The 20947-nt window shown below is 63.9% G+C and carries 17 protein-coding genes; 14 read left to right on the top strand and 3 right to left on the bottom strand.

What is annotated here, in order from left to right; genetic code table 11:
• Window positions 1-323: 323 nt before the first annotated feature.
• The 4 genes from PMN64_RS24440 to PMN64_RS24425 all read left to right on the top strand — a co-directional run bounded on the left by PMN64_RS24440 (window position 324) and on the right by PMN64_RS24425 (window position 6803).
• Window positions 324-1706: an ethanolamine ammonia-lyase subunit EutB gene (locus tag PMN64_RS24440; RefSeq protein WP_304499338.1), complete on the top strand. Its 1383-nt coding sequence runs from the start codon at window positions 324-326 to the stop codon at window positions 1704-1706.
• A gap of 129 nt (window positions 1707-1835) precedes the next feature.
• Entirely contained in the window at window positions 1836-3422 is a 1587-nt protein-coding gene (locus PMN64_RS24435; RefSeq protein WP_304499339.1) for a B12-binding domain-containing radical SAM protein, read from the top strand.
• A 4-nt stretch (window positions 3423-3426) separates the two neighbouring features.
• Window positions 3427-4221 (top strand): ethanolamine ammonia-lyase subunit EutC, encoded by a 795-nt coding sequence (eutC, locus tag PMN64_RS24430; protein WP_411782456.1) that lies wholly within the window; start codon window positions 3427-3429, stop codon window positions 4219-4221.
• Between the two features lie 197 nt (window positions 4222-4418).
• On the top strand, window positions 4419-6803 hold the full coding sequence (locus PMN64_RS24425; protein ID WP_411782455.1) for an efflux RND transporter permease subunit: 2385 nt from the start codon (window positions 4419-4421) through the stop codon (window positions 6801-6803).
• A 95-nt stretch (window positions 6804-6898) separates the two neighbouring features.
• Here the strand turns inward: PMN64_RS24425 and PMN64_RS24420 are convergent, their stop codons facing one another.
• Entirely contained in the window at window positions 6899-7402 is a 504-nt protein-coding gene (locus PMN64_RS24420) for a hypothetical protein (protein WP_026192497.1), read from the bottom strand.
• 405 nt (window positions 7403-7807) lie between these two features.
• On the opposite strand from PMN64_RS24420, the gene PMN64_RS24415 reads away from it, so the two are divergent.
• The 10 genes from PMN64_RS24415 (at window position 7808) to PMN64_RS24370 (ending at window position 18512) form a co-directional block, all read left to right on the top strand.
• Window positions 7808-8041 carry a hypothetical protein gene (locus tag PMN64_RS24415; RefSeq protein WP_028331722.1) on the top strand — a complete coding sequence of 78 codons (234 nt, stop codon included), beginning with the start codon at window positions 7808-7810 and terminating at the stop codon, window positions 8039-8041.
• 195 nt (window positions 8042-8236) lie between these two features.
• The gene (gene hpnC, locus PMN64_RS24410; RefSeq protein ID WP_304499342.1) at window positions 8237-9115 is read left to right on the top strand and encodes a squalene synthase HpnC; all 879 of its coding nucleotides are present in this window, start codon (window positions 8237-8239) and stop codon (window positions 9113-9115) included.
• Window positions 9112-9948 (top strand): presqualene diphosphate synthase HpnD, encoded by an 837-nt coding sequence (gene hpnD, locus PMN64_RS24405; protein WP_304499343.1) that lies wholly within the window; start codon window positions 9112-9114, stop codon window positions 9946-9948. The genes hpnC and hpnD overlap by 4 nt, the downstream gene beginning before the upstream one ends.
• Window positions 9948-11198 carry a hydroxysqualene dehydroxylase HpnE gene (gene hpnE / locus PMN64_RS24400; protein WP_411782454.1) on the top strand — a complete coding sequence of 417 codons (1251 nt, stop codon included), beginning with the start codon at window positions 9948-9950 and terminating at the stop codon, window positions 11196-11198. Before hpnD ends, hpnE begins: the two co-directional genes overlap by 1 nt.
• 164 nt (window positions 11199-11362) lie before the next feature.
• Complete coding sequence (gene shc, locus PMN64_RS24395) at window positions 11363-13324, top strand: squalene--hopene cyclase (protein ID WP_411782453.1); 1962 nt, start codon at window positions 11363-11365, stop codon at window positions 13322-13324.
• Window positions 13321-14079: a phosphorylase gene (locus PMN64_RS24390; RefSeq protein ID WP_035630922.1), complete on the top strand. Its 759-nt coding sequence runs from the start codon at window positions 13321-13323 to the stop codon at window positions 14077-14079. Before shc ends, PMN64_RS24390 begins: the two co-directional genes overlap by 4 nt.
• 348 nt (window positions 14080-14427) lie before the next feature.
• Entirely contained in the window at window positions 14428-15072 is a 645-nt protein-coding gene (locus PMN64_RS24385; RefSeq protein ID WP_304499345.1) for a TetR/AcrR family transcriptional regulator, read from the top strand.
• Window positions 15069-16769: an acyl-CoA dehydrogenase family protein gene (locus PMN64_RS24380; protein ID WP_411782452.1), complete on the top strand. Its 1701-nt coding sequence runs from the start codon at window positions 15069-15071 to the stop codon at window positions 16767-16769. The genes PMN64_RS24385 and PMN64_RS24380 overlap by 4 nt, the downstream gene beginning before the upstream one ends.
• A 1-nt stretch (window position 16770) precedes the next feature.
• Window positions 16771-17613, top strand: coding sequence for a class II aldolase/adducin family protein (locus PMN64_RS24375; RefSeq protein ID WP_411782451.1), 843 nt, complete (start codon window positions 16771-16773; stop codon window positions 17611-17613).
• On the top strand, window positions 17610-18512 hold the full coding sequence (locus tag PMN64_RS24370) for a Rossmann-like and DUF2520 domain-containing protein (RefSeq protein WP_411782450.1): 903 nt from the start codon (window positions 17610-17612) through the stop codon (window positions 18510-18512). The genes PMN64_RS24375 and PMN64_RS24370 overlap by 4 nt, the downstream gene beginning before the upstream one ends.
• 67 nt (window positions 18513-18579) lie before the next feature.
• On the opposite strand, the gene hpnH is transcribed toward PMN64_RS24370, so the two are convergent.
• Window positions 18580-19740, bottom strand: coding sequence for an adenosyl-hopene transferase HpnH (gene hpnH / locus PMN64_RS24365; RefSeq protein WP_411782449.1), 1161 nt, complete (start codon window positions 19738-19740; stop codon window positions 18580-18582).
• Window positions 19741-19784: 44 nt separating this feature from the next.
• Complete coding sequence (gene ispH, locus PMN64_RS24360; protein ID WP_411782448.1) at window positions 19785-20711, bottom strand: 4-hydroxy-3-methylbut-2-enyl diphosphate reductase; 927 nt, start codon at window positions 20709-20711, stop codon at window positions 19785-19787.
• Window positions 20712-20947 lie beyond the last annotated feature (236 nt).

Raw genomic sequence — 20947 nt, 5'->3', positions numbered from 1 at the left:
CCATGGTCGTCGGCAGCGTCAGATGTGTATAAGAGACAGCTCCAAGAGGCCGGGGAGTACCTTCGGCCGATTAAAGCTTATGCAAAATTTTCATGGACAATTTCTTAACGCGCGAGATTTGTGCAGCCGCAACCGTTAAAATCTGTAAATAATCCCAATGCCTTATGGACCGCTTTGAGTCTGCCGGATGCTCGCGGCTTGCGGCCGTGCCGAGGGTGAGCCGCCGTTACCGCCAGCGGCGCCAGCACGCGGGGCGAAGCCGATGGCACGCCTTTCGCAAAGAGGTGCTAGATTGCGCTGCCCCAGCCCGCGACGAACCCCCCATGCTCTATCGTCACACCATCGACGCCACCAATTATGCATTCGACGATCTGCGCATCCTGCTTGCCAAGGCCTCGCCGCCGCGTTCAGGCGACCGCCTGGCCGGCATCGCCGCCGACAGCGCGGAGGAGATGATCGCAGCTCGGCTTGCGCTGGCCAATGTTCCGCTCAAGCAATTCCTCGATGAGCCTGTCATCCCCTATGAGGCTGACGAAGTCACCCGCCTGATCCTCGACAGCCACGACGTTGCCGGCTTTCTGCCGGTGTCGTCGCTCACCGTCGGCGGATTCCGCGACTGGCTGCTGTCGGATGCCGCCAGCGGGGAAGCGATCAAGAAGATCTCGCGCGGCATCACGCCGGAGATGGTCGCGGCGGTGTCGAAGCTGATGCGCAACCAGGATCTGATCCTGGTCGCGAAGAAATGCGAGGTGACGACCCGCTTCCGCAACACCATCGGTTTGCGCGGGCGAATGAGCACGCGGCTGCAGCCGAACCATCCTTTCGACGATCCCAAGGGCATCACCGCCTCGATTCTCGACGGGCTGCTGCTGGGAGCGGGCGATGCCTGCATCGGCATCAATCCAGCGAGCGACGACCCGAATGTCATCGGCAGGCTGCTGCGGCTCCTGGACGACATCATCACGCGATTCGAAATTCCGACGCAGGGCTGCGTGCTGACCCATGTCACGACCACGCTCGGACTGATCGGGCAGGGGCTGCCGGTCGATCTCGTGTTCCAGTCGATCGCCGGCACCGAGGCGGCCAATCGCAGTTTCGGCGTCGACCTCTCGCTCCTGCGGGAGGCCCGGGAAGCCGGGCTGTCGCTGCGCCGCGGCACGGTCGGTGACAATGTGATGTATTTCGAGACCGGGCAGGGCTCGGCGCTGTCGGCCAATGCCCATCACCAGGTCGACCAGCAGACGTGTGAGGCGCGGGCCTATGCGGTGGCGCGCGCGTTCGATCCGCTGCTCGTCAACAGCGTGGTCGGCTTCATTGGTCCTGAGTACCTCTATGACGGCAAGGAAATCATCCGCGCCGGGCTCGAGGATCACTTCTGCGGCAAGCTGCTCGGCCTGCCGCTCGGGATCGACGTCTGCTACACCAACCACGCCGAGGCGGATCAGGACGATATGGACAATCTCCTGACGCTGCTCGCGGCCGCCGGCGTGAACTTCATCATGGGCGTGCCGGGCGCGGATGACGTCATGCTGAACTATCAGTCGACATCGTTTCACGATGCGCTCTATGTCCGCGACCTGTTCGGCCTGAAGCGGGCTCCCGAATTCGACGACTGGCTCGCGCGCGTCGGCCTGGCCGGGCAGGACTTCCGCCTCGTGGCCGATGCGGAGCGGCTGCCCGACCTCGCTGCCAGGCTGTTGACCTGAGGGGGATAGCGAAATTCTGCAGAGCAACTATCTCGTCGTTATGACGTTAGGTAGTGCCACAATGTTGAAGAATTTCTGGCCCAGCGTTCCGCGCCGTGGTTAGATTTGCCGGTGCTTCGGGGTCGTTTGATGAGAGCTGAGGGCATAGAGACAGTACGACGTATCCTCTGCGTTTTTCCGCGCTATACGTCGTCGTTTGGGACCTTCGAGCACGCCTACCCCCTCACTGACGGCGTCAAGGCGTTCATGCCGCCGCAGGGCCTGCTGCTGATCGCCGCATACCTTCCCGAGAACTGGCCGGTCCGTTTCGTCGACGAGAATCTGCGTCCGGCGACGGCGGAGGATTTCGCGTGGGCGGATGCCGTGTTCGTCAGCGGTATGCACATCCAGCGCCAGCAGATGAACGACATCTGCCATCGCGCGCATGACCATGACCTGGTGGTCGCGATCGGCGGCCCGTCGGTCAGCGCTTGCCCGGACTACTATCCCTCATTCGACTACCTCCATGTCGGCGAGCTCGGCGATGCGACCAATGAGCTGATCAAGCGTCTGGCTGATGATACCAGCCGTCCCGACGAGCAGGTGGTGCTTAAAACCATCGACCGTCTGCCGATGACGGATTTCCCGCTGCCGGCCTATGAGCTCGCCGAAACCAAGAAGTATTTCCTCGGCAGCATCCAGTTCTCCTCGGGCTGCCCCTATCAGTGCGAGTTCTGCGACATCCCCGGGCTCTATGGCCGCAATCCGCGCCTGAAGTCGCCGCAACAGATCATCGCCGAGCTCGACAAGCTGCGCGCGTGTGGTGCCACCGACACCGTGTATTTCGTCGACGACAATTTCATCGGCAACCGCAAGGCGGCGAGCGAGCTGTTGCCCCACCTGATCGAGTGGCAGAAGCGCACCGGATATGTCACGCGCCTCGCCTGCGAGGCGACGCTCAACATCGCCAAGCGCCCCGAGATCCTGGAGAAGATGCGCGAGGCCTACTTCGTGACGATCTTCGTCGGCATCGAGACGCCCGATCCCGACGCGCTGAAGGCCATGCACAAGGATCAGAACATGATGGTTCCGATCCTCGAGGGTGTGCGCACTATCAACTCGTTCGGCATGGAGGTCGTCTCCGGCATCATCATGGGGCTCGATACCGACAAGCCCCAGACCGGCGATGCGTTGCTCTCCTTCGTCGAGGAGTCGCGGATTCCGCTGCTCACCATCAACCTGCTGCAGGCGCTGCCGAAGACGCCATTGTGGGATCGGCTCGAAAAAGCCGGGCGTCTGATCGACGACGAGGGCCGCGACTCCAATGTCGAGTTCCTGCTGCCCTATGAGGACGTGGTCAGTTCCTGGCGCAAATGCATGGAAGTTGCCTACGAGCCGAAGAAGCTGTTCGCGCGCTATCTGCATCAATGCAATTACACCTATGCCAATCGCATCAAGGTGCCGGTCAGCCCGGAAATGAAGAGCTGGGCCAACATCCGGCGCGGCCTGATCATGCTCCGCAACATCTTCTGGAAGGTCGGCGTGCTCGGCGACTACAAGCGCGTGTTCTGGAAGTTTGCGCTCGGCCGGCTCAAGCGCGGCGACATCGAGGGGTTGATCTCGGCGACGCTGGTTGCGCATCACCTGATCACCTTTGCGCGTGCAGCCTCCAGCGGCCGGCAGAACGCCTCGAACTACTCGATCCGGCTGCGCGAGGCTTCCGTCCCCGCCGAATAACAGCATGACGACACCGCCGGTGCCCTTGTCCCCTTCGCTTGCCGATCTGCGCGAGCTCACGCCGGCGCGCGTCGGTCTTGGCCGGTCCGGGGCCAGCCTGCCGACCAATGCGCTGCTCTCCTTCACGCTCGACCATGCCCGCGCCCGCGACGCCGTCCACGCCGCCTTCGACGTCAGCGGGATTGCGGCCGGTCTTGCCGGCCTCGGCATCACCCCGCTTGAGGTGTCGAGCCAGGCGCACAGCCGGCCCGACTACCTGCGGCGGCCCGATCTCGGGCGCATGCTGGATTCTGCGTCGCGGCGGTCGCTCGAGAGCAGCGGCATCACCGCATGCCCCTGCGCCGTCGTGATCGGTGACGGCCTGTCGCCGACGGCGGTCAACGTGCATGCCGTCGAACTGATCCGGCATCTCGTGCCGCGGCTTGCGGCCGACAACATCGACGTCGGCGCGGTGATCGCAGCGTCCGGCGCGCGGGTCGCGCTCGGTGACGAGATCGGCGCCATCATCGGCGCGCGCATGCTGGTGATGCTGATCGGCGAACGGCCCGGGCTGTCCGCCCCCGACAGCCTTGGCGCCTATCTCACCTTCGCGCCGCGAATCGGCCTCACCGACGCCGACCGCAACTGCATCTCCAACATCCACCATGCCGGGCTGAGCTATGCGGAAGCCGCTTTCAGGATTTCGTGGCTTGTGCGCGAGGGCCTGGCACGCCAGATCACAGGGGTCTCGTTGAAAGATGAAAGCGGCGGTGGATCGTCCAGGAATGCGCTACCAGGGTGTGACAAATCAGATACTTAATGGCGATGATCGGCGGTTCCCTGCAGATTTGGTCAGCCCCTCGCGCTTGCGAGCAAAGGGGCGGGCAGGTAAAACCGGCGCCGGTCAATATTCGCGTGTTTTCAAGGACTAGCGCCGATCAGTTGCGCTCACCCGCCTCATTCGCGCCCCTAGACCCAAGCTAGACAGATTGAGCCGTTTTCAGAACTGGACAGGGCATGCTCGAAAAGAATTCCGAAAGTCAGGTCCACGTCGAGAAGATCGAAGAGCCGCGGTCGGGCCTCAGCATCGCGTTCGGGATCGAGCGTCTCGGCCTGATCCCGATGCGGGCGCCGATCCTGTCCTGCATCGTCCTCTTTCTGTTGCTGATCGGCGCCGTGTTCGGCGTGCACCGGATCAAGATCGACGACTCGCTGTCGCAGCTGTTCCGCTCCGACTCCAAGGACTACAAGCAATATGAGGCGGTGACCAAGCGCTTCCCGGCGACCGAGTTCGACGTGCTCGTCGTGGTCGAAGGCAAGACGCTGCTCGAGCGCGAGAATCTCGGCAAGCTGCGTGACATGGTCACGGATCTGCAACTCGTCGAGGGCGTGCGCGGCCTGGTGTCGCTGTTCTCCGCGCGCCAGGCGCCGGAGCGAGGCAAGCTGCCGGCGGCGTTGTTCCCGAACGATCTGCCCGAGGGCGCGGCCTACGACAAATTCGTCGAGACGGTCAAAAGCAACGAGATCATCCGCGGCAAGCTGCTGTCGGAGGACGGCACGCTCGCGCTGATCGTGCTGTCGCTCGAGCCCGAAGTGGTCGGCAGCAACAAGCTCAGCAAGGTGGTCGGCGACATCAGGAAGATCATGGCCGACGACCTCGGCGGCAGCGGGCTCAACGCGCAGCTGTCCGGCGTGCCGGTCATGCAGCTCGAGATCCGCAATGCGGTCGAGCGCGACGGCCTGACCTACAACATCCTCGGCATCCTCGCCGGCTGCATCATCGCCATCATCTTCTTCCGCAAGATATCCTTCATGGTGGCGGCCGCGTTCCCGCCGATGATCGCGATCCTGCTCGCGCTCGGCGGCCTCGGCTGGGCCAATTTCAATCTCAACATGTTCCTCAACGTGATGACGCCGCTCATCATGGTGATCAGCTTCTCCGACTCGATGCAGCTGACATTCGCGGCGCGCGACCGGCTGATCGCGGGGCAAGACAAGTTCACCGCGTTCAAGAATGCGGTGCTGGTGGTCGGACCGGCCTGCGTGCTGACGCACGGCACGGCCGGAATTTCCTTCATCGCGCTGCAGTTTTCGGATTCCGACCTGATCCGCAAGTTCGGCGAGGCCGGGCTTGCGGCGACCATCATCGCGCTGATCGCGGTGCTGTCGCTGGTGCCGGTGTTCGGCGTCCTGTTCGTGCGCAACGAGAAGATCTTTGCGGTCAAGTTCCAGAGCGCGGATGCCGGTGTGCAGGCGCTGCGCAATTTCTGCTACTGGATCGCGGTGCGCATGGTCGGCCGTCCCGGGCTGTTCAGCCTGCTGGCGCTGATCGTGGTCGGCGGTCTCGGCATCATCTACGCCAATCTCGAGCCGCGCTACCGGCTCGCCGATCAGGTGCCGGACAAGCGGCAGGCGGTGGCGGCGTCGAGCCGGCTCGACGCCAAGTTGACCGGCGCCAATCCGGTCGATGTGCTGATCGAATTCCCCAAGGGGCAATCGCTATACTCGCCGGAGACCTTGAAGACGATTGCCGATGTCCATGCGATGGTCGAGGACTCTGCCGGCGTCGGCAACGTCTGGTCGCTGGAGACCTTGCGGCGCTGGCTCGCCGAAAAGGCCGGCAGCAATGATGTCGCGACGCTGAAGGAATATGTCGACCTGATCCCCGAACACTTGGTGCGCCGGTTCATCGACAAGAATCAGGATGCTGTCGTGGTGTCGGGCCGCGTCCCGGATGTGGACTCGAGCCAGTTGCTTCCGGTGGTGAACAAACTCGATCATTCGCTAGACAAGGTGCGCGCCGAGCATCCCGGCTACGAGATCGCGGTCACGGGTCTGTCGGTGATTGCCGCACGCAACAGCGCCAGCATGATCGAGAAGCTCAACCACGGCCTCACCATCGAATTCCTGCTGGTCGCGATCTTCATCGGGCTCGCGTTCCGCTCGATCGTGGTGATGTTCTCCTGCATCCTGCCGGGCATCTTCCCGGTGGTGCTGTCGGGCACCGTGCTGTGGCTGCTCGGGGAGGGGCTGCAATTCGCCAGCGTGGTGGCATTGACGGTGTCGTTCGGCCTCGGCCTCAGCGCCACCATCCACTTTCTCAATCGCCTGCGGCTCGAGACCAAGCCGGGTGTCACGCCGGAACTTGCGGTGGAGCGCGCCACCGTCCTGGTCGGTCCTGCGCTGATCCTGACCACGGTGGTGCTGGCCTGCGGCCTCGTCGTCACCGTGTTCTCCGACCTGCCGTCGCTGCGCCTGTTCGGCTGGCTCAGCGCGTTCTCGATGGTCGCAGCCCTGGTCGCGGACCTCTTCATCCTGCGGCCGACCTCGATGTTCCTGATCAACCTGTCGCAAAAGCTCCGCGGCAGGGACGGCCAGCCCGCGCCGATCGAAAAGGCCTGATCGACGAGCAATCTAAAAGCTGCAGCAAAAAGGCCCGGTTCCGAAGCGTTCGGAACCGGGCCTTTGTATCTTGTGGGCGTAATCGGCCGGGAGCGTCAACTCTTCGTCATCGTGATCGAGACGCCGCGGATTTCGCCCTTGGAGTCGATCTGCACGACCTGCTTGGAGCCGTTGGTCTGCAGGTTCAGGTTCGCGGCAAAGCCGGACGCCTCGACGAACACGTCGATCCGCCCGCCGCCCGCGGTGCCCTGCAGATTGCCGAAGATGTTGCGGCTCGCCTCGCTCCAGTTGCCGGAGATCCGGTCGCCCTGGCTGGTGACGTCGCTGGAGAGGTCGAACTTGTAGCTGTCGCTGGCGCAATGCAGGGATTGTTTCAGGCTCATGCCCGACGGCGCGACCTTGTAATCCGCCTTGCAACGAATCCGTTCAGTCGTGCCGTTGGACAGCGCCACCGTGCCCGTTCCGGTCCACGAGCCGGCAAAACCGGCAAACGGCCCGCTGGCCTGGGCGTGGACGGCGGAGGCAGAGAGCATCAGTGCGGCGCCGACGCCCACAGCCCTGAGAGCCTGACCATAAAGGCTGGAACCAAACAGTTTCATTGTGAATTTTCCCATCAAAATCAACGCTTCCTACGCAAGAAAGCGTCTCGCCGCATCGAAGGTTTAGTGTCACCGAAGAATGTTAGGTTCAAACGACAGAAACGGCGCGCGGCGCCCATATTGTCATCGAACAGAATCAGAAACCGTCGGCTTCGTGACGGCATGTAGCTTTGCGCAACTGCTATCCGCAATAGCCGAACGCGACAAAGTGATGGCACGAATCGTCATTGTGAATCAATAACTTATGTAGGGGTTTACAGCGCCGCAAATTTAGCCGCATTTAACGGTGCTTGTCGTCAATCCGTTGCCGCGTTACGTGGCGTCTGCAATCCCCAAAATCCGTCCCGGCCATGCCGAAGCGCTTTTCGGGAACAGATTTTCTGCTGTCGGAAATGAAGGAATACGATGCGTAAATTTCTCTTGGCTCTTGCCCTGTTGTCGATCCCGCTCTCGTCCAGCGCCTTCGCCCAGCAGACGCGCGGGACACCCGATGAGCAGAAGGCCTGCACGCGCGACGTGCAGCGTCACTGCCGTGCCGTGATCGATCAGGGCGATTTCACCATTCTCGCCTGCCTGCAGCAGAACCGCAGCAAGATCAGCGCCGCCTGCGACCAGGTGCTGAAGACCCACGGCCAGTAAGGCCGCTTCAGGTCCCATGGATCGCCGCAAGGCCCGTGTTCGGCATGCGTGCCGGCCACGGGCTTCGTATGCTGGCGGTCACAGACAGCATTGGTTTTGGTGGCGTATTCCCCTATATGGGGCTCGCAAATCCCCCCGCATGCGCTGACCTTTCGCGCCTGCGTCGTGCCATGACCAGTGTAGCCCAAATTTCCCATGACCACCGCGAGCGACCTGCGATCCGGAAAGACCCACCGCGACGAGAATTTTCCGGTCGCGTCGTGGATCATTCATCCGCGGCATCGTGCCCTGATCCTGGCCTTTTATAATTTCGTCCGCACCGCCGACGATATCGCCGATCACGCCACGCTGCCCGCCGAGGAGAAGCTGCGCTACCTCGACCTCATGGAGGCCGAGCTGCTTGGCAATGGCGACACCCAGAAGGAAGCGGTCAATCTGCGCCGCGCCTTCGCCGAGCGCGGCATGCCGCCGCGGCACGCGCTCGACGTACTGGTGGCGTTCCGCCTCGACGTCACTAAGCTGCGTTACGAGAATTGGGACGATGTAATCGATTATTGCCGATACTCGGCGATGCCGGTCGGGCGGTTCATGCTCGACGTGCACGGCGAGGATACCTCGACCTGGGCGGCGTCGGACGCGCTCTGCGCCGGGCTGCAGATCAACAACCATCTGCAGGACTGCGGCAAGGACTACCGCAACCTGAACCGTGTCTACTTGCCGCGCGATGCCCTGGCCGCTGCGGGCGCGACCGTCGAGATGCTCGGCGAGGCGAAGTCGCAGCCGGCCCTGCTCGAATGCCTGCAGGCGCTCGCGGTGCGCACCGAAGCGCTGCTCGACCAGAGCAAGTCGCTCGCCGCCGAAGTGAAGGATTTCAGGCTGGGGCTCGAGATTTCCGTGATCCAGGCGTTCGCCGACAAGATCGTCAACATGCTGAAGGTGCGCGATCCGCTCAGCGAGCGCGTGCATCTGAGCAAGGTTGAACTGCTGCTGCAGAGTCTCGGCGGCGTCGCCGGCGAGACCGCGCAGCGTGCGACCGGACGGCGTACGGTCTCCAAGACGGCGGCAGGCGCATGAGCGCTGAGGCGGCGGCCAACGCAAATTACGGAAGCACCGCGTCGGGCAGCTCGTTCTATGCCGCGATGCGCATCCTGCCGCACGCTCAGCGCGAGGCGATGTTCCAGATCTACAGCTTCTGCCGGCAGGTCGACGACATCGCCGATTCCGACGGCCCGCGGCCGGAGCGGCTGGCCGCGCTGCAGCAGTGGCGCGACGATATCGACGCGCTCTATGAGGGACGTCCGCCGGAGCGCCTGAAGGACTATGTCGGTTCGGTGAAGACCTTCGGCCTGAAGCGCGAGGATTTCGTCGCGATCGTCGACGGCATGGAAATGGACGTGCCGCAGGATATCCGCGCGCCGGATCTTGCGACGCTCGATTTGTATTGCGATCGCGTCGCGAGCGCGGTCGGCCGATTGTCGGTGCGCGTATTCGGCCTGCCCGAGGACGATGGCATCCAGCTCGCGCACCACCTCGGCCGCGCGCTGCAACTCACCAACATCCTGCGCGATATCGACGAGGATGCCGGTCTCGGCCGGCTCTATCTGCCGCGCGAATGGCTCTGGCACGCCGGCATCACCAATAACGACCCGGTCCGCGTCACAGCCGACCGCGCGCTGCCGAAGGTGTGCGCGCCGCTGGCCGAGCGGGCCAAGATGCATTTCCAGAAATCCGACGAGATCATGAAGCGCAATTCGCGCCGCGCCGTGCGCGCGCCGCGGATCATGTCGAAATACTACCGCGCAATCCTCGATCTCCTGATCGCGCGCGGCTTCACTGCCCCGCGTGCGCCGGTACGTGTGTCCAAGGCCGCCAAGATCGGCATCCTTCTTCGTTACGCGATCATCTGATGCAAAAGACCGTTCATATCATCGGTGCCGGCATTTCCGGCCTCTCCGCAGCCGTGCGCCTCGCCAATGGCGGCTACAAGGTGTTCGTCCATGAGGCGACGCAGCAGGCCGGCGGCCGCTGCCGCTCTTATTTCGACGCCGCCACCAATCTCACCATCGACAATGGCAACCATCTGCTGCTGTCGGGCAACCGCCATGCGCTGAGCTATGCGCGCGCGATCGGCACCGAGGCCGGCCTCGTCGGGCCCGCGCGCGCGCAGTTTCCGTTCGTCGATCTTGCCAGCGGCCAGCGCTGGCAGCTCGACCTCGGCGATTCCCGCCTGCCGCTGTGGGTGTTCGACGAGGCGCGCCGCGTCCCGGACACCAGCCTGCGCGACTATCTCGCCTTGGCGCCGCTGGCCTGGGCCGGCGCCGGGGCGCTGGTCGGCAACACCATTCCCTGCAAGGGCACGCTGTATGAGCGCCTGGTGCAGCCGCTGCTGCTGGCCGCGCTGAACGTCGATCCGCCGGAGGGCTCGGCCGGGCTCGCTGGCGCCATCGTGCGCGAGACGCTGCTCGCGGGCGGGCAGGCCTGCCGCCCGCTGATCGCGCGCGACGGCCTGAGCTCGGTCCTGATCGAGCCGGCCGTGAAGCTGCTGCAGGAGGGGGGCCACAGCGTCCAGTTCAGTCACGAATTGCGTGCGCTCGGCATGTCGGGTGATCGCATCAGCGAGCTCGACTTTGGCAATGGCGACAAGGTTGCGCTGGGAGCCGACGATGCGGTCGTGCTCGCCGTGCCGCCGCGCGCTGCGGCATCCCTGCTGCCCGGCCTGAAAACCCCGACCAAATTCCGCGCCATCGTGAACGCGCATTTCCGTGTCGATCCGCCGCGCGATGCCGCGCCCATTCTCGGCGTGGTCGGCGGCCTCGTGGAGTGGCTGTTCGCGTTCCCGCAACGGCTGTCGGTGACGATCAGCAACGGCGACCGTCTGGTCGACATGCCGCGCGAGGAGCTTGCCCAGGCGATCTGGCAGGACATCTGCGAGGCGTCGGGGGTTTCCGGCGACCTGCCGCCGTGGCAAATCGTGCGCGAGCGCCGTGCCACATTTGAGGCAACGCCGGAACAGAATGCCCTGCGTCCGGGGCCCGCGACGGCGCAAAAAAACCTGTTCCTTGCCGGCGACTGGACTGCTACCGGGTTGCCGGCAACCATCGAGGGATCGGTGCGATCCGGTGATCGCGCCGCAGATCTGGTTCTGGCCAGGCGTTAGATTCGACCTGTTGGCACGTTTTCGAGCGAAGTGGTTACCGGTTCGCGTGAAGAAAACGCGACCAAACAAAAGGACAAGAACGTGATCCGAAGCAATCGGATCATGCTCTGGAGCGGCCGCGGCTTTCGATCAGCCGGCCCGCGATGAAGAGGATATCGAGCGAAATGCTTGCGAGAGATCACAGCGTTGCAGTCGACCCGGTCGCGCTGGAGAAGAGCATCTCCAAGGCAACCGAAGCGCTGCTCGGCTACCGCCAGTCCGACGGGCACTGGATATTCGAGCTCGAGGCCGACAGCACCATTCCGGCCGAGTACATCCTGCTGCGTCACTATCTGGCCGAGTCGATCGATGCCGGGCTGGAGGCCAAGATCGGCAACTATCTGCGCCGCGTCCAGGGCGCGCATGGCGGCTGGCCGCTGGTGCATGACGGCCCGTTCGACATGAGCGCCAGCGTGAAGTCCTACTTCGCGCTGAAGATGATCGGCGATTCCGTCGACGCGCCGCACATGGTGCGGGCGCGCGAGGCGATCCGTTCGCGCGGCGGTGCTTCGGGCAGCAACGTGTTCACGCGCTTCCTGCTTGCGCTCTATGGCGTCGTGACCTGGCGCGCGACGCCGGTGCTGCCGATCGAGATCATGCTGCTGCCGATGTGGTCGCCGTTCCACATCAACAAGATCTCCTACTGGGCGCGCACCACCATGGTGCCGCTGATGGTGCTTGCCGCGCTGAAGCCGCGTGCGAAGAATCCGAAAGGCGTCGGCATCGACGAGCTGTTCCTGGAGGATCCGAAATCGGTCCGCATGGCGCCGAAGGCGCCGCATCAGAGCGCGAGCTGGTTCTATCTGTTCCGCTCGCTCGACGCCGTGCTGCGGGTGATCGAGCCGATGTTTCCGAAGAGCCTGCGCCAGCGAGCGATCGATGCCGCGCTCGCCTTCACCGAAGAGCGGCTGAATGGCGAAGACGGCATGGGCGCGATTTATCCGCCGATGGCCAACATCGTCATGATGTACGAGGCGCTCGGCAAGGACGAGAATTTCCCGCCGCGCGCCATCACGCGCCGCGGCATCGACAAGCTGCTCGTGATTAGCGAACACGAGGCCTATTGCCAGCCCTGCGTCTCGCCGGTGTGGGACACCGCGCTGGCCAGTCATGCGCTGCAGGAGGCGGGCGGCGACGACACCCTGGCCAAGGCCAAGCAGGGCCTCGACTGGCTGAAGCCGCGCCAGGTGCTGGAGCTGAAGGGCGATTGGGCGGTCAAGGCGCCGGACGTCCGCCCGGGAGGCTGGGCGTTCCAGTACAACAACGACCATTATCCCGATCTCGACGACACCGCGGTGGTCGTGATGGCGATGGACCGCGTGCGGCGCCACACCGGAACCAGGGAATATGACGAGGCCATCGCGCGCGGCCGCGAGTGGATCGAGGGGCTGCAGAGCCGCGACGGCGGCTGGGCCGCGTTCGACGTCAACAACCTCGAATATTACCTCAACAACATCCCGTTCTCCGATCACGGCGCATTGCTCGATCCGCCGACCGAGGATGTCACCGCGCGCTGCATCTCGATGCTGGGCCAGCTCGGCGAGACCGCCGAGAGCAACAAGGCGATGGCTGACGGCGTCGCCTATCTGCGCCGCACCCAGCTTGCCGAGGGCTCCTGGTACGGCCGCTGGGGCCTGAACTACATCTACGGCACCTGGTCGGTGCTCTCGGCGCTAAATGTCGCAGGGGTCGATCGCAACGACACGATGATTCGGAAGGCGGTCGACTGGCTGGCGTCAGTCCAGAATCAGGACGGCGGCTGGGGCGAGGACGCCGTCAGTTACCGGCTGGATTACAAGGGTTATGAAGTTGCGCCTTCGACCTCCTCGCAAACGGCATGGGCTTTGCTTGGATTGATGGCGGCCGGAGAGGTCGAAAATCCCGCTGTTGCGCGGGGGGTGGAGTACCTAAAGGCAACACAGACGGAAAAAGGGCTGTGGGACGAGCAGCGATACACAGCTACGGGGTTTCCGCGGGTATTTTACTTGCGATACCATGGCTACTCGAAGTTCTTTCCGCTCTGGGCGCTGGCGCGGTATCGAAATTTGAGAAGCACCAATAGCAGGGTGGTAGGGGTCGGGATGTGATTGTTGAGGCGGGGGCCGCCGAGACCGTGGGCAGTAGAATTGATCCTCGGCCGGTATTGATTGTGACTGGATTGGTGCAGGAGGCCCGCATCGCGGCAGGCCCCGGCATGATCGTAATCTGCAGTTCGAGCGATCCGCAGCAGCTGCGTGAGTTGCTAGCGACGCTGGATCCGACCACCTTCCGTGGCGTGATTTCGTTCGGCGTGGCCGGCGGGCTCGACCCGTCGCTCAAGTCGGGCGACGTCGTGGTCGCGACCGAGGTGATGTCGGGCGATACGCGTTTCCTGGCCGCATCCGCGCTGAACGAAGAGATGATCGCCAGCGCCGCGCTGAAGCGCCGCAGGATCGTCCGCGGCGGTCTCGCCGGCGTGGAAGAGGTGATCGCGGCGAAGGCCTGCAAGGCCGCTCTGCGCTCGATGACGGGCGCAGCAGCGGTCGACATGGAGAGCCATATCGCGGCGGCCTATGCCGCCAAAGCCAGCATTCCGTTCGCCGCGTTGCGCGTAATCAGCGATCCCGCGCACCGGGCGCTACCGGAACTTGCGAAATCCGCGGTGAAGCCGAACGGCGACATCGACCTGCGCAAGGTGCTGCGCGGCATCGCCCGCAATCCAAGGACGCTGCGCGCGCTGGTGTCGACCGGGATTGACTTCAACCGCGCGCTGCGCTCGCTGCGCAGCTGCCGCGGCTTCCTGCTCGGCAATGAGGTGTTGATGCCGGTGGAAGACGTTCTAATCACGGCGAAGGCGGCCTGATCCGCAGCGCCGGGCCGGACCGGGTTTCTCACCGTATCAAGCTCAACTCACAGGCCCGGTCGCATCGCGATCGGGCCTTTTGCTTTGATGCCCGAAGGTTTCGCTTGATGCCACGCTGTTCCGGTTCCACGCGCCCAGCGGCGACGTGCGCGTCGGCTGTGCGGTAAGACCCCCGCATCCCTGTTCCTCGCGCCCCTGCGTCGCGCCGCAGCCTCTAACGACCTTCCGGCAGCGTGCCGGCGCCCACGGAACGGTCCTGCGGTCGCAGGGCGGGTCGATATACTTGACAGCCACGGCGATCCGTCCGAGAATGAATAATGATCCTTTGTTCATGAATTAAGGTTCACCATGGCAATCGCCGCCGTTCGCCTCAACCAACTGGTCGAAACCAAAGCGCGCATTCTCGATGCCGCCAGGGAGGCCGTGGCGCTGAGTGGCTGGAAGGACGCCCAGATCGCCCTGATCGCCTCACGGGCCGGCGTGGCCACGGGCAGCGTGTATCGCTACTTCGACTCCAAGGCGGACCTGTACGCGCAGGTGCTCGGCCTGGTGTCCGAGCGCGAGGTGGCTGTGGTCGCCGCGATCGTCGAGGCGGAAGGCTCGGCGTCCCAATGTCTGGTGGACGCGATCTACACCTTCTCGGTCAGAGCGATGCGCGGCCGCCGCCTGGCCTACGCATTGATCGCCGAACCCTGTGAACCCGAGATCGACGCGGCGCGCCTGAAATACCGGGCGGCCCTGGCCGATCAGATCGCAAGGCTGGTTCGGCGCGGTATCGCCGGCGGTGAGTTCGTCGAGATCGACGCGAACGTCGCGGCATCCTGCGTGACCGGCGCCTTCATGGAGGCGCTGGTTGGTCCCCTTGCGCCCGAAGCGGCCCCCGATTCCGACGCGGCGAAGGCGATCGCACAGTCGATCGCAGGGCTTTCCGCGCGCATGCTGTTTCGCCACGCCACGCCTGAACTCATCCCTGTATCGCGAGTCTCCGCATGAACGCGCGCGTCCAGCCGGTTGCCGTCGCTGAAGCGAAAGCCGCTCCGTTTGCGACCCATGAAGTGCGCAATCAGGCGCGGCCGGCGCTCGGCTTCAATGCATTCGATGACGACCGCGCGCTGAGTGGCCTGATCGTATCGATCGCGCCGTGGGCGAAAGACAAGCTTTCAGCGCTCGGCGCCCATGCCGGCAGCGAATCCGTGCAGGAGGCGGCACGGCTGGCCAACGAGCACGAACCGAAGCTCTTGACCCATGACCGGTATGGCAACCGCAATGATTGGGTCGAATATCATCCTGCCTGGCATCAATTGATGGCGCTGGCGTTCCGGAGCGAGGTGCATAGCCTTGCCTGGTCGACGCGCGAACCACACGGCCATCTGGCGCGTGCGGCGCTGAGCTATCTCTGGAATCAGATCGAGAACGGCGTCGGATGCCCCACCGGGATGGCGTACGCCGCGATCGCCGGGTTCTCCGGCAAGCCGCAATTCGATCTGTGGCGGGAGCGAACGCTGGCGGCGGACTACGATCCGCGGCGGCTTCCGATCGAGGCCAAGCGCGCCGCGGTCATCGGTTACGCCATGACCGAAAAGCAGGGCGGCTCCGATCTGCGTGAGACCCAGACCACCGCGCGCTTGATCGAGCGCGGCGCGCATGGCGAGATCTATGCGATCACCGGCCACAAATGGTTCTTCTCGGTCCCGGTGGCCGACGGATTCTACACGCTGGCGCGCACCCAATCCGGCGTCAGTTGCCTGTTCGTGCCGCGCCTGCTGCCGGACGGCAGCGCCAACCGTATCCACATTCAGCGCCTGAAGGACAAATGCGGTAACCGGTCGAACGCGTCGAGCGAGATCGAGTACCACGATACGTGGTCGATCCTGGTCGGCGAAGAGGGCCGCGGCATCGCGGAAATCCTTTCGCATGCCCATCTGACGCGGCTCGATTTCGCGGTCGGCTCCGCCGGCCTGATGCGCCAGGCGTTGAGTTTGGCATTGAACCACGCGCAAACGCGAACGGCGTTTGGCAAGCCGATGTCCGAGCTTCCGATGCAGCGCAACGTGCTCGCCGACCTGGCGCTCGAGAGCGAGGCCGCGATGCTCGGCGCATTTCGAGTCGCGCGTGCGACCGACGGCCTGCAAACAAGCGAACACGAGCGGTTGCTGGCGCGGGTCGCGACACCCGTGATGAAGTTCTGGAATTGCCAGCGCGCGCCGGCCTTCACCTATGAATGCCTGCAGGTGCACGGCGGCAACGGCTTCATCATGGAGAATCCGATGGCGCGACTGTATCGCGAGGCGCCGCTGAATTCGATCTGGGAAGGCACCTCGAACATGATGTGCATGGACGTGCTGCGGGCCATGCAGCGCGATACGAATTGCCGGGATGCGTTCGTCGACGAGTTGCGTGCGAGCAGGGGCCTCAATCCGGTCTATGACCGAAGCACGGACGATCTCGCCGATCGATTGCGCGCACGATATCCGGACGACGGGCACGCGCGGGCACTCGTCAGCCGCATGGCGCATGCGCTGCAGGCCGCCGAGATGCTGAAGCATGGCGACCCCGCTGCCGCCGATCTGTTCGTGCAATCCAGGCTTGGCGCGGACGGGATGCATGTATTCGGCGGGCTTCCATCATCGGAAGACCTCAGCCGTATCGTCGAGCGCGCCTCCGTCATCCGACACCAAGGGCCACAGTAACATGCGTCAGATCGAAGTTTGTGCCGTCAACGATATCAGGGCCGTCGTCGGAGAACAGGAGTGGGCAACCCGCGTCGATCTTGCGGCGTGCTACCGCCTGGTCGCGCTCTACGGAATGACTGACCTGATCTACAACCATATCAGTGCACAGGTCCCGGGGTATCACGATCAGTACCTGATCAATCCCTATGGCATGCTGTACGAGGAAATCACCGCGTCGAGCCTCGTCAAGATCGACATCGAGGGCCGCACCCTGCTGCAGCCCGACCACGGCTACAACGTCAACGTCGCCGGTTTCTATCTGCACGCCCCGATCCATCGCGCGCGGCCCGACGTGAACTGCGTCCTGCATACTCACACCAGGGCCGGCACTGCGGTCAGCACGCTTGCCGAGGGGCTGCTGCCGCTGTCGCAGACGGCGATGCGGTTTCACGGACGGATCGGCTACCACGATTTCGAGGGGCCGGCGATCGATCGGGACGAGTGCGACCGTGTCGTAGCCGATCTCGGCCGCAACAATGTGCTGGTGTTGCGCAATCATGGCCTCCTGGTTTGCGGCAACACGATTCCGCAGGCGTTCAATGCGATCTACTGGCTGGAGCAGGCCTGCCGGATCCAGGTCGACGCGCTCGGCTGCGGCCGGCCGCTGCATGCGCCGACCGAGATGGCGATCGGCAACACGGTGACCTGCTTTGCCGGCACCGAGATCACGCTGGACAATGAGCGCGACACCAATCCGGTGCTGAATGAATCAGCGCAAAATCTGCAGGCCGGCTACGGCCTGCTGGAATGGCCGGCGCTGCGGCGCAGGCTCGACCGCATCGACGGGAGCTACGCGCAATGAGCACGACGCTGGCGGCGTTGCGGATCGGCTTCATCGGCGCCGGCCGCGTGGCGCAAACGCTCGCGCCGGCGTTCGCCCGCGCCGGGCTGAACGTCGCGGCGTTCTACAACCGCGGTGCCGACGCCGCGCAGCGGCTTGGATCCCGCATCCCGTCGGCAAGGCCGATGACCGACGCGCAGCATGTCGTCGACAGCTGCGACATGGTTTTCCTCACCGTAAGCGACGACGCGATCCTGCCGGTGTGCCGCGATTTGCGCTGGGAGCCGCGTCACCGCGTGGTTCATTGCAGCGGCGCGACCGAATTGACGGCGCTCGCTCAGGCGAAATCCGCGGGCGCCGCGACCGGCGGATTTCATCCGATGCAGATGTTTGCCAATCCCGACGTCGCGCTCGAGGGATTGCGCGGATGCACCGTCGGCATCGAGGCAGAGGGCGACTTCAGGCGTGACCTGGAATTGCTTGCGACGCGCATCGGGTGCGAACCGCTGGCGCTGCCGGCCGGTGCGCGGGCGCTCTATCATGCGTCGGCATATTATGTCGGCCCGTTCCTGATCGCGCTGCTCAAGGAAGGCGTCGAGCTCTGGAAGAGCTTTGGCGCCAGCGAGGCCGACGCATTGCGCGCGATGATGCCGCTGCTGCGGGGGACGGTCGCGGCCGTTCTCGACGGCGGATTGGCCAATGGCATGGGCGGCTGCGTGGCGCGCGGCGACGTCGGAACGATCCTCAAGCACCTCCGGGCGCTGGATGAGCGATTTCCTCCATCCGGCGCGCTGTATCGCGAGCTTGCTTTACGCAATGTCCCGCTCGGGATCGAGCGTGGCACACTCAGTCCGCCGCGCGCCGCCGAGATCGAGAAATTGCTTCAGCGCACGAGACTGGAAGAGCAGGCGGCATCCTGATCCAAGAAAAAAGCCCCGGTTCGCTGAACCGGGGCTTTCATGTTTCTGCTTTCGCTCACATCGAGCTTCAGGCGGCGGTCGAGGCCTTCGCTTGCTGCTTGGCGGCGGCGGCCGCAGCCTCGTCGCGGCGGATCTCCGAGAGCTTCTTCTGCACCTGCTCGGCGAAGATGTACTGCGCCGGACGCTGCTTCGACATGTCGATCTCGGGCGCCATCGGGCCCGTGGTCTTGATGCCGCGCAGCGCGACCCACATCGCCTTCAGCGGATTGTTGATCGCCGCGGTGGCCGCGGTCGGCTCGTAGCCGCAATGGGCCATACAGTCGGCGCACTTCTCGTACTTGCCGGTGCCGTAGGTGTCCCAATCGGTGGTGTCCATCAGCTCCTTGAAGGTCTTGGCGTAGCCTTCACCGAGCAGATAGCAGGGCTTCTGCCAGCCGAAGATGTTGCGCGCCGGCATGCCCCAGGGCGTGCACTCGTATTCCTGGTTGCCGGCGAGGAAGTCGAGGAACAGGCCGGAATGCATGAAGTTCCACTTCTTGCCCTTGCCGAGCGCAAAGACGTCGCGGAACAGCTTCTTGGTCTTGGTACGGTTGAGGAAGTGCTCCTGATCCGGCGCACGCTCATAGGCGTAACCCGGCGACATCGAGACGCCGACGCCGAGCTCGGTGGTGAAGTCGAGGAACTTGGCGATCTCCTCGGCCGGATGGCCGTCGAAGATGGTGGCATTGACGTTGACCGTGAAGCCGCGCGCCTTCGCCGCCTTGATCGCCGAGACGGCGCGATCAAACACGCCCTTCTGCGACACCGCCTTGTCGTGATGTTCCTTCAGGCCGTCGAGATGCACCGAGAAGAACAGATAGGGCGACGGCTCGAACAGATCGAGCTTCTTCTCGAGCAGCAGCGCATTGGTGCACAGCGAGACGAACTTCTTGCGCGCCACGAGGCCGCGCACGATCTCGCCGATCTCCTTGTGGATCAGCGGCTCGCCGCCGGGAATCGCCACCATCGGCGCGCCGCATTCATCGGCCGCATCCCAGCATTCCTGCGCCGTCATGCGGCGATTGAGGATCGCATCGGGATAGTCGATCTTGCCGCAGCCGACGCAGGCGAGGTTGCAACGGAACAAGGGTTCCAGCATCAGCACGAGCGGATAGCGTTTGCGGCCAAGCAGCTTCTGCTTGATCAGATAACCGCCGATACGCATTTCCTTGAAGAACGGTATAGCCATTAGACGATTTCTTTCTGCACTTATCAAAGGGATGTGGGTTCAGATCAGCCCGCAGTCAGTTCGGCTGGCAGCCGGAATTCGATATTCTCTTCTCGGCCCGGAACGACCGAGACCGACAGCGGTCCGATGCGCCGCAGGGCCTCGATCACATCGTCGACCAAAACTTCAGGCGCAGAAGCGCCCGCCGTAATGCCGACGGCCTTCGCATCCTTGAGCCAATCCGGATTGAGTTCGCTCCCATCGGCAATGAGATAATTCGCGACGCCGACCTCGGTGCCGATTTCACGAAGCCTGTTCGAGTTGGAACTGTTGGCGGCCCCCACCACCAAAATGACGTCAACCAGTTTGCTCAGGTCCCTTACCGCAGATTGGCGGTTCTGTGTCGCATAGCAGATATCCCTGATGTCCGGGCCTTGAATATCTGTAAATTTTGCCTGAAGAGCCGCGATAATGTCCCTGGTGTCGTCCACGGACAGGGTGGTCTGGGTGATGTAGGCGACCGGCGCATCGCTCGGCAGCCTCAGTTCCGCCACATCCTGGACGCTCTGGACCAGCAGAACCGGCCCCGGAACCTGCCCCATGGTTCCTTCGACCTCGGGATGGCCGGCGTGCCCGATCAGGATCAACGCACGGCCCTTTGAGATATAACGCTTGCCCTGGTTGTGGACCTTGGTGACGAGCGGGCAGGTGGCATTGAGCACCGGCAGGTCGCGGGCTTCCGCCTCCTCCTCGACGCTCCTGGCAACGCCATGGGCACTGAAGACGGTCACCGCCTTGGCCGGCACTTCGGAGAGGTCCTCGACGAAGATCGCGCCCTTCTTCTTCAGGCTCTCGACGACGTGTTTGTTATGCACGATCTCGTGGCGGACATAGACCGGCGGGCCATACTTCTCGAGCGCGCGTTCGACGATCTCGATCGCGCGCACGACGCCCGCGCAAAAGCCGCGCGGCTGAGCAAGAAACACTTCCATCGGACGTCCGTTACGCAAATTGCACCAATCTCGTTCAATGCCCTGCGGCCTTTTCGGCAACGCACTCCACACGTCGGACCTCGCAACGTCAGTTGCAACGGTCCGCGCCATCACAGTTCCTGGAAGGGATCTGTGCCCCAAGCGCATGGAAATACAGGGATTTGTGGCAAAAAGGTAGCGTTTCGAGTGGGGCAGGGCCACGAAGGAGGGGAGTTGGAGGTAATATGGTGTGGGTT

Source organism: Bradyrhizobium sp. UFLA01-814 (assembly GCF_046718885.1).
In the GTDB taxonomy this organism is placed as follows: Bacteria; Pseudomonadota; Alphaproteobacteria; order Rhizobiales; family Xanthobacteraceae; genus Bradyrhizobium; species Bradyrhizobium elkanii.
Note: the sequence above shows the minus strand (reverse complement) of the source record. Positions and strands in the feature narration are given on the sequence as shown.

What these genes read in the sequence shown, in the direction of transcription:
- PMN64_RS24420 (WP_026192497.1), bottom strand. Translation starts at nt 7,402, where the DNA reads ATGAAACTGTTTGGTTCCAGCCTTTATGGTCAGGCTCTCAGGGCTGTG.
- PMN64_RS24435 (WP_304499339.1), top strand. Translation starts at nt 1,836, where the DNA reads ATGAGAGCTGAGGGCATAGAGACAGTACGACGTATCCTCTGCGTTTTT.
- PMN64_RS24425 (WP_411782455.1), top strand. Translation starts at nt 4,419, where the DNA reads ATGCTCGAAAAGAATTCCGAAAGTCAGGTCCACGTCGAGAAGATCGAA.
- PMN64_RS24440 (WP_304499338.1), top strand. Translation starts at nt 324, where the DNA reads ATGCTCTATCGTCACACCATCGACGCCACCAATTATGCATTCGACGAT.
- PMN64_RS24415 (WP_028331722.1), top strand. Translation starts at nt 7,808, where the DNA reads ATGCGTAAATTTCTCTTGGCTCTTGCCCTGTTGTCGATCCCGCTCTCG.
- hpnH (WP_411782449.1), bottom strand. Translation starts at nt 19,740, where the DNA reads ATGGCTATACCGTTCTTCAAGGAAATGCGTATCGGCGGTTATCTGATC.
- hpnD (WP_304499343.1), top strand. Translation starts at nt 9,112, where the DNA reads ATGAGCGCTGAGGCGGCGGCCAACGCAAATTACGGAAGCACCGCGTCG.
- PMN64_RS24380 (WP_411782452.1), top strand. Translation starts at nt 15,069, where the DNA reads ATGAACGCGCGCGTCCAGCCGGTTGCCGTCGCTGAAGCGAAAGCCGCT.
- PMN64_RS24385 (WP_304499345.1), top strand. Translation starts at nt 14,428, where the DNA reads ATGGCAATCGCCGCCGTTCGCCTCAACCAACTGGTCGAAACCAAAGCG.
- hpnC (WP_304499342.1), top strand. Translation starts at nt 8,237, where the DNA reads ATGACCACCGCGAGCGACCTGCGATCCGGAAAGACCCACCGCGACGAG.
- PMN64_RS24370 (WP_411782450.1), top strand. Translation starts at nt 17,610, where the DNA reads ATGAGCACGACGCTGGCGGCGTTGCGGATCGGCTTCATCGGCGCCGGC.
- eutC (WP_411782456.1), top strand. Translation starts at nt 3,427, where the DNA reads ATGACGACACCGCCGGTGCCCTTGTCCCCTTCGCTTGCCGATCTGCGC.
- PMN64_RS24375 (WP_411782451.1), top strand. Translation starts at nt 16,771, where the DNA reads ATGCGTCAGATCGAAGTTTGTGCCGTCAACGATATCAGGGCCGTCGTC.
- hpnE (WP_411782454.1), top strand. Translation starts at nt 9,948, where the DNA reads ATGCAAAAGACCGTTCATATCATCGGTGCCGGCATTTCCGGCCTCTCC.
- shc (WP_411782453.1), top strand. Translation starts at nt 11,363, where the DNA reads ATGCTTGCGAGAGATCACAGCGTTGCAGTCGACCCGGTCGCGCTGGAG.
- ispH (WP_411782448.1), bottom strand. Translation starts at nt 20,711, where the DNA reads ATGGAAGTGTTTCTTGCTCAGCCGCGCGGCTTTTGCGCGGGCGTCGTG.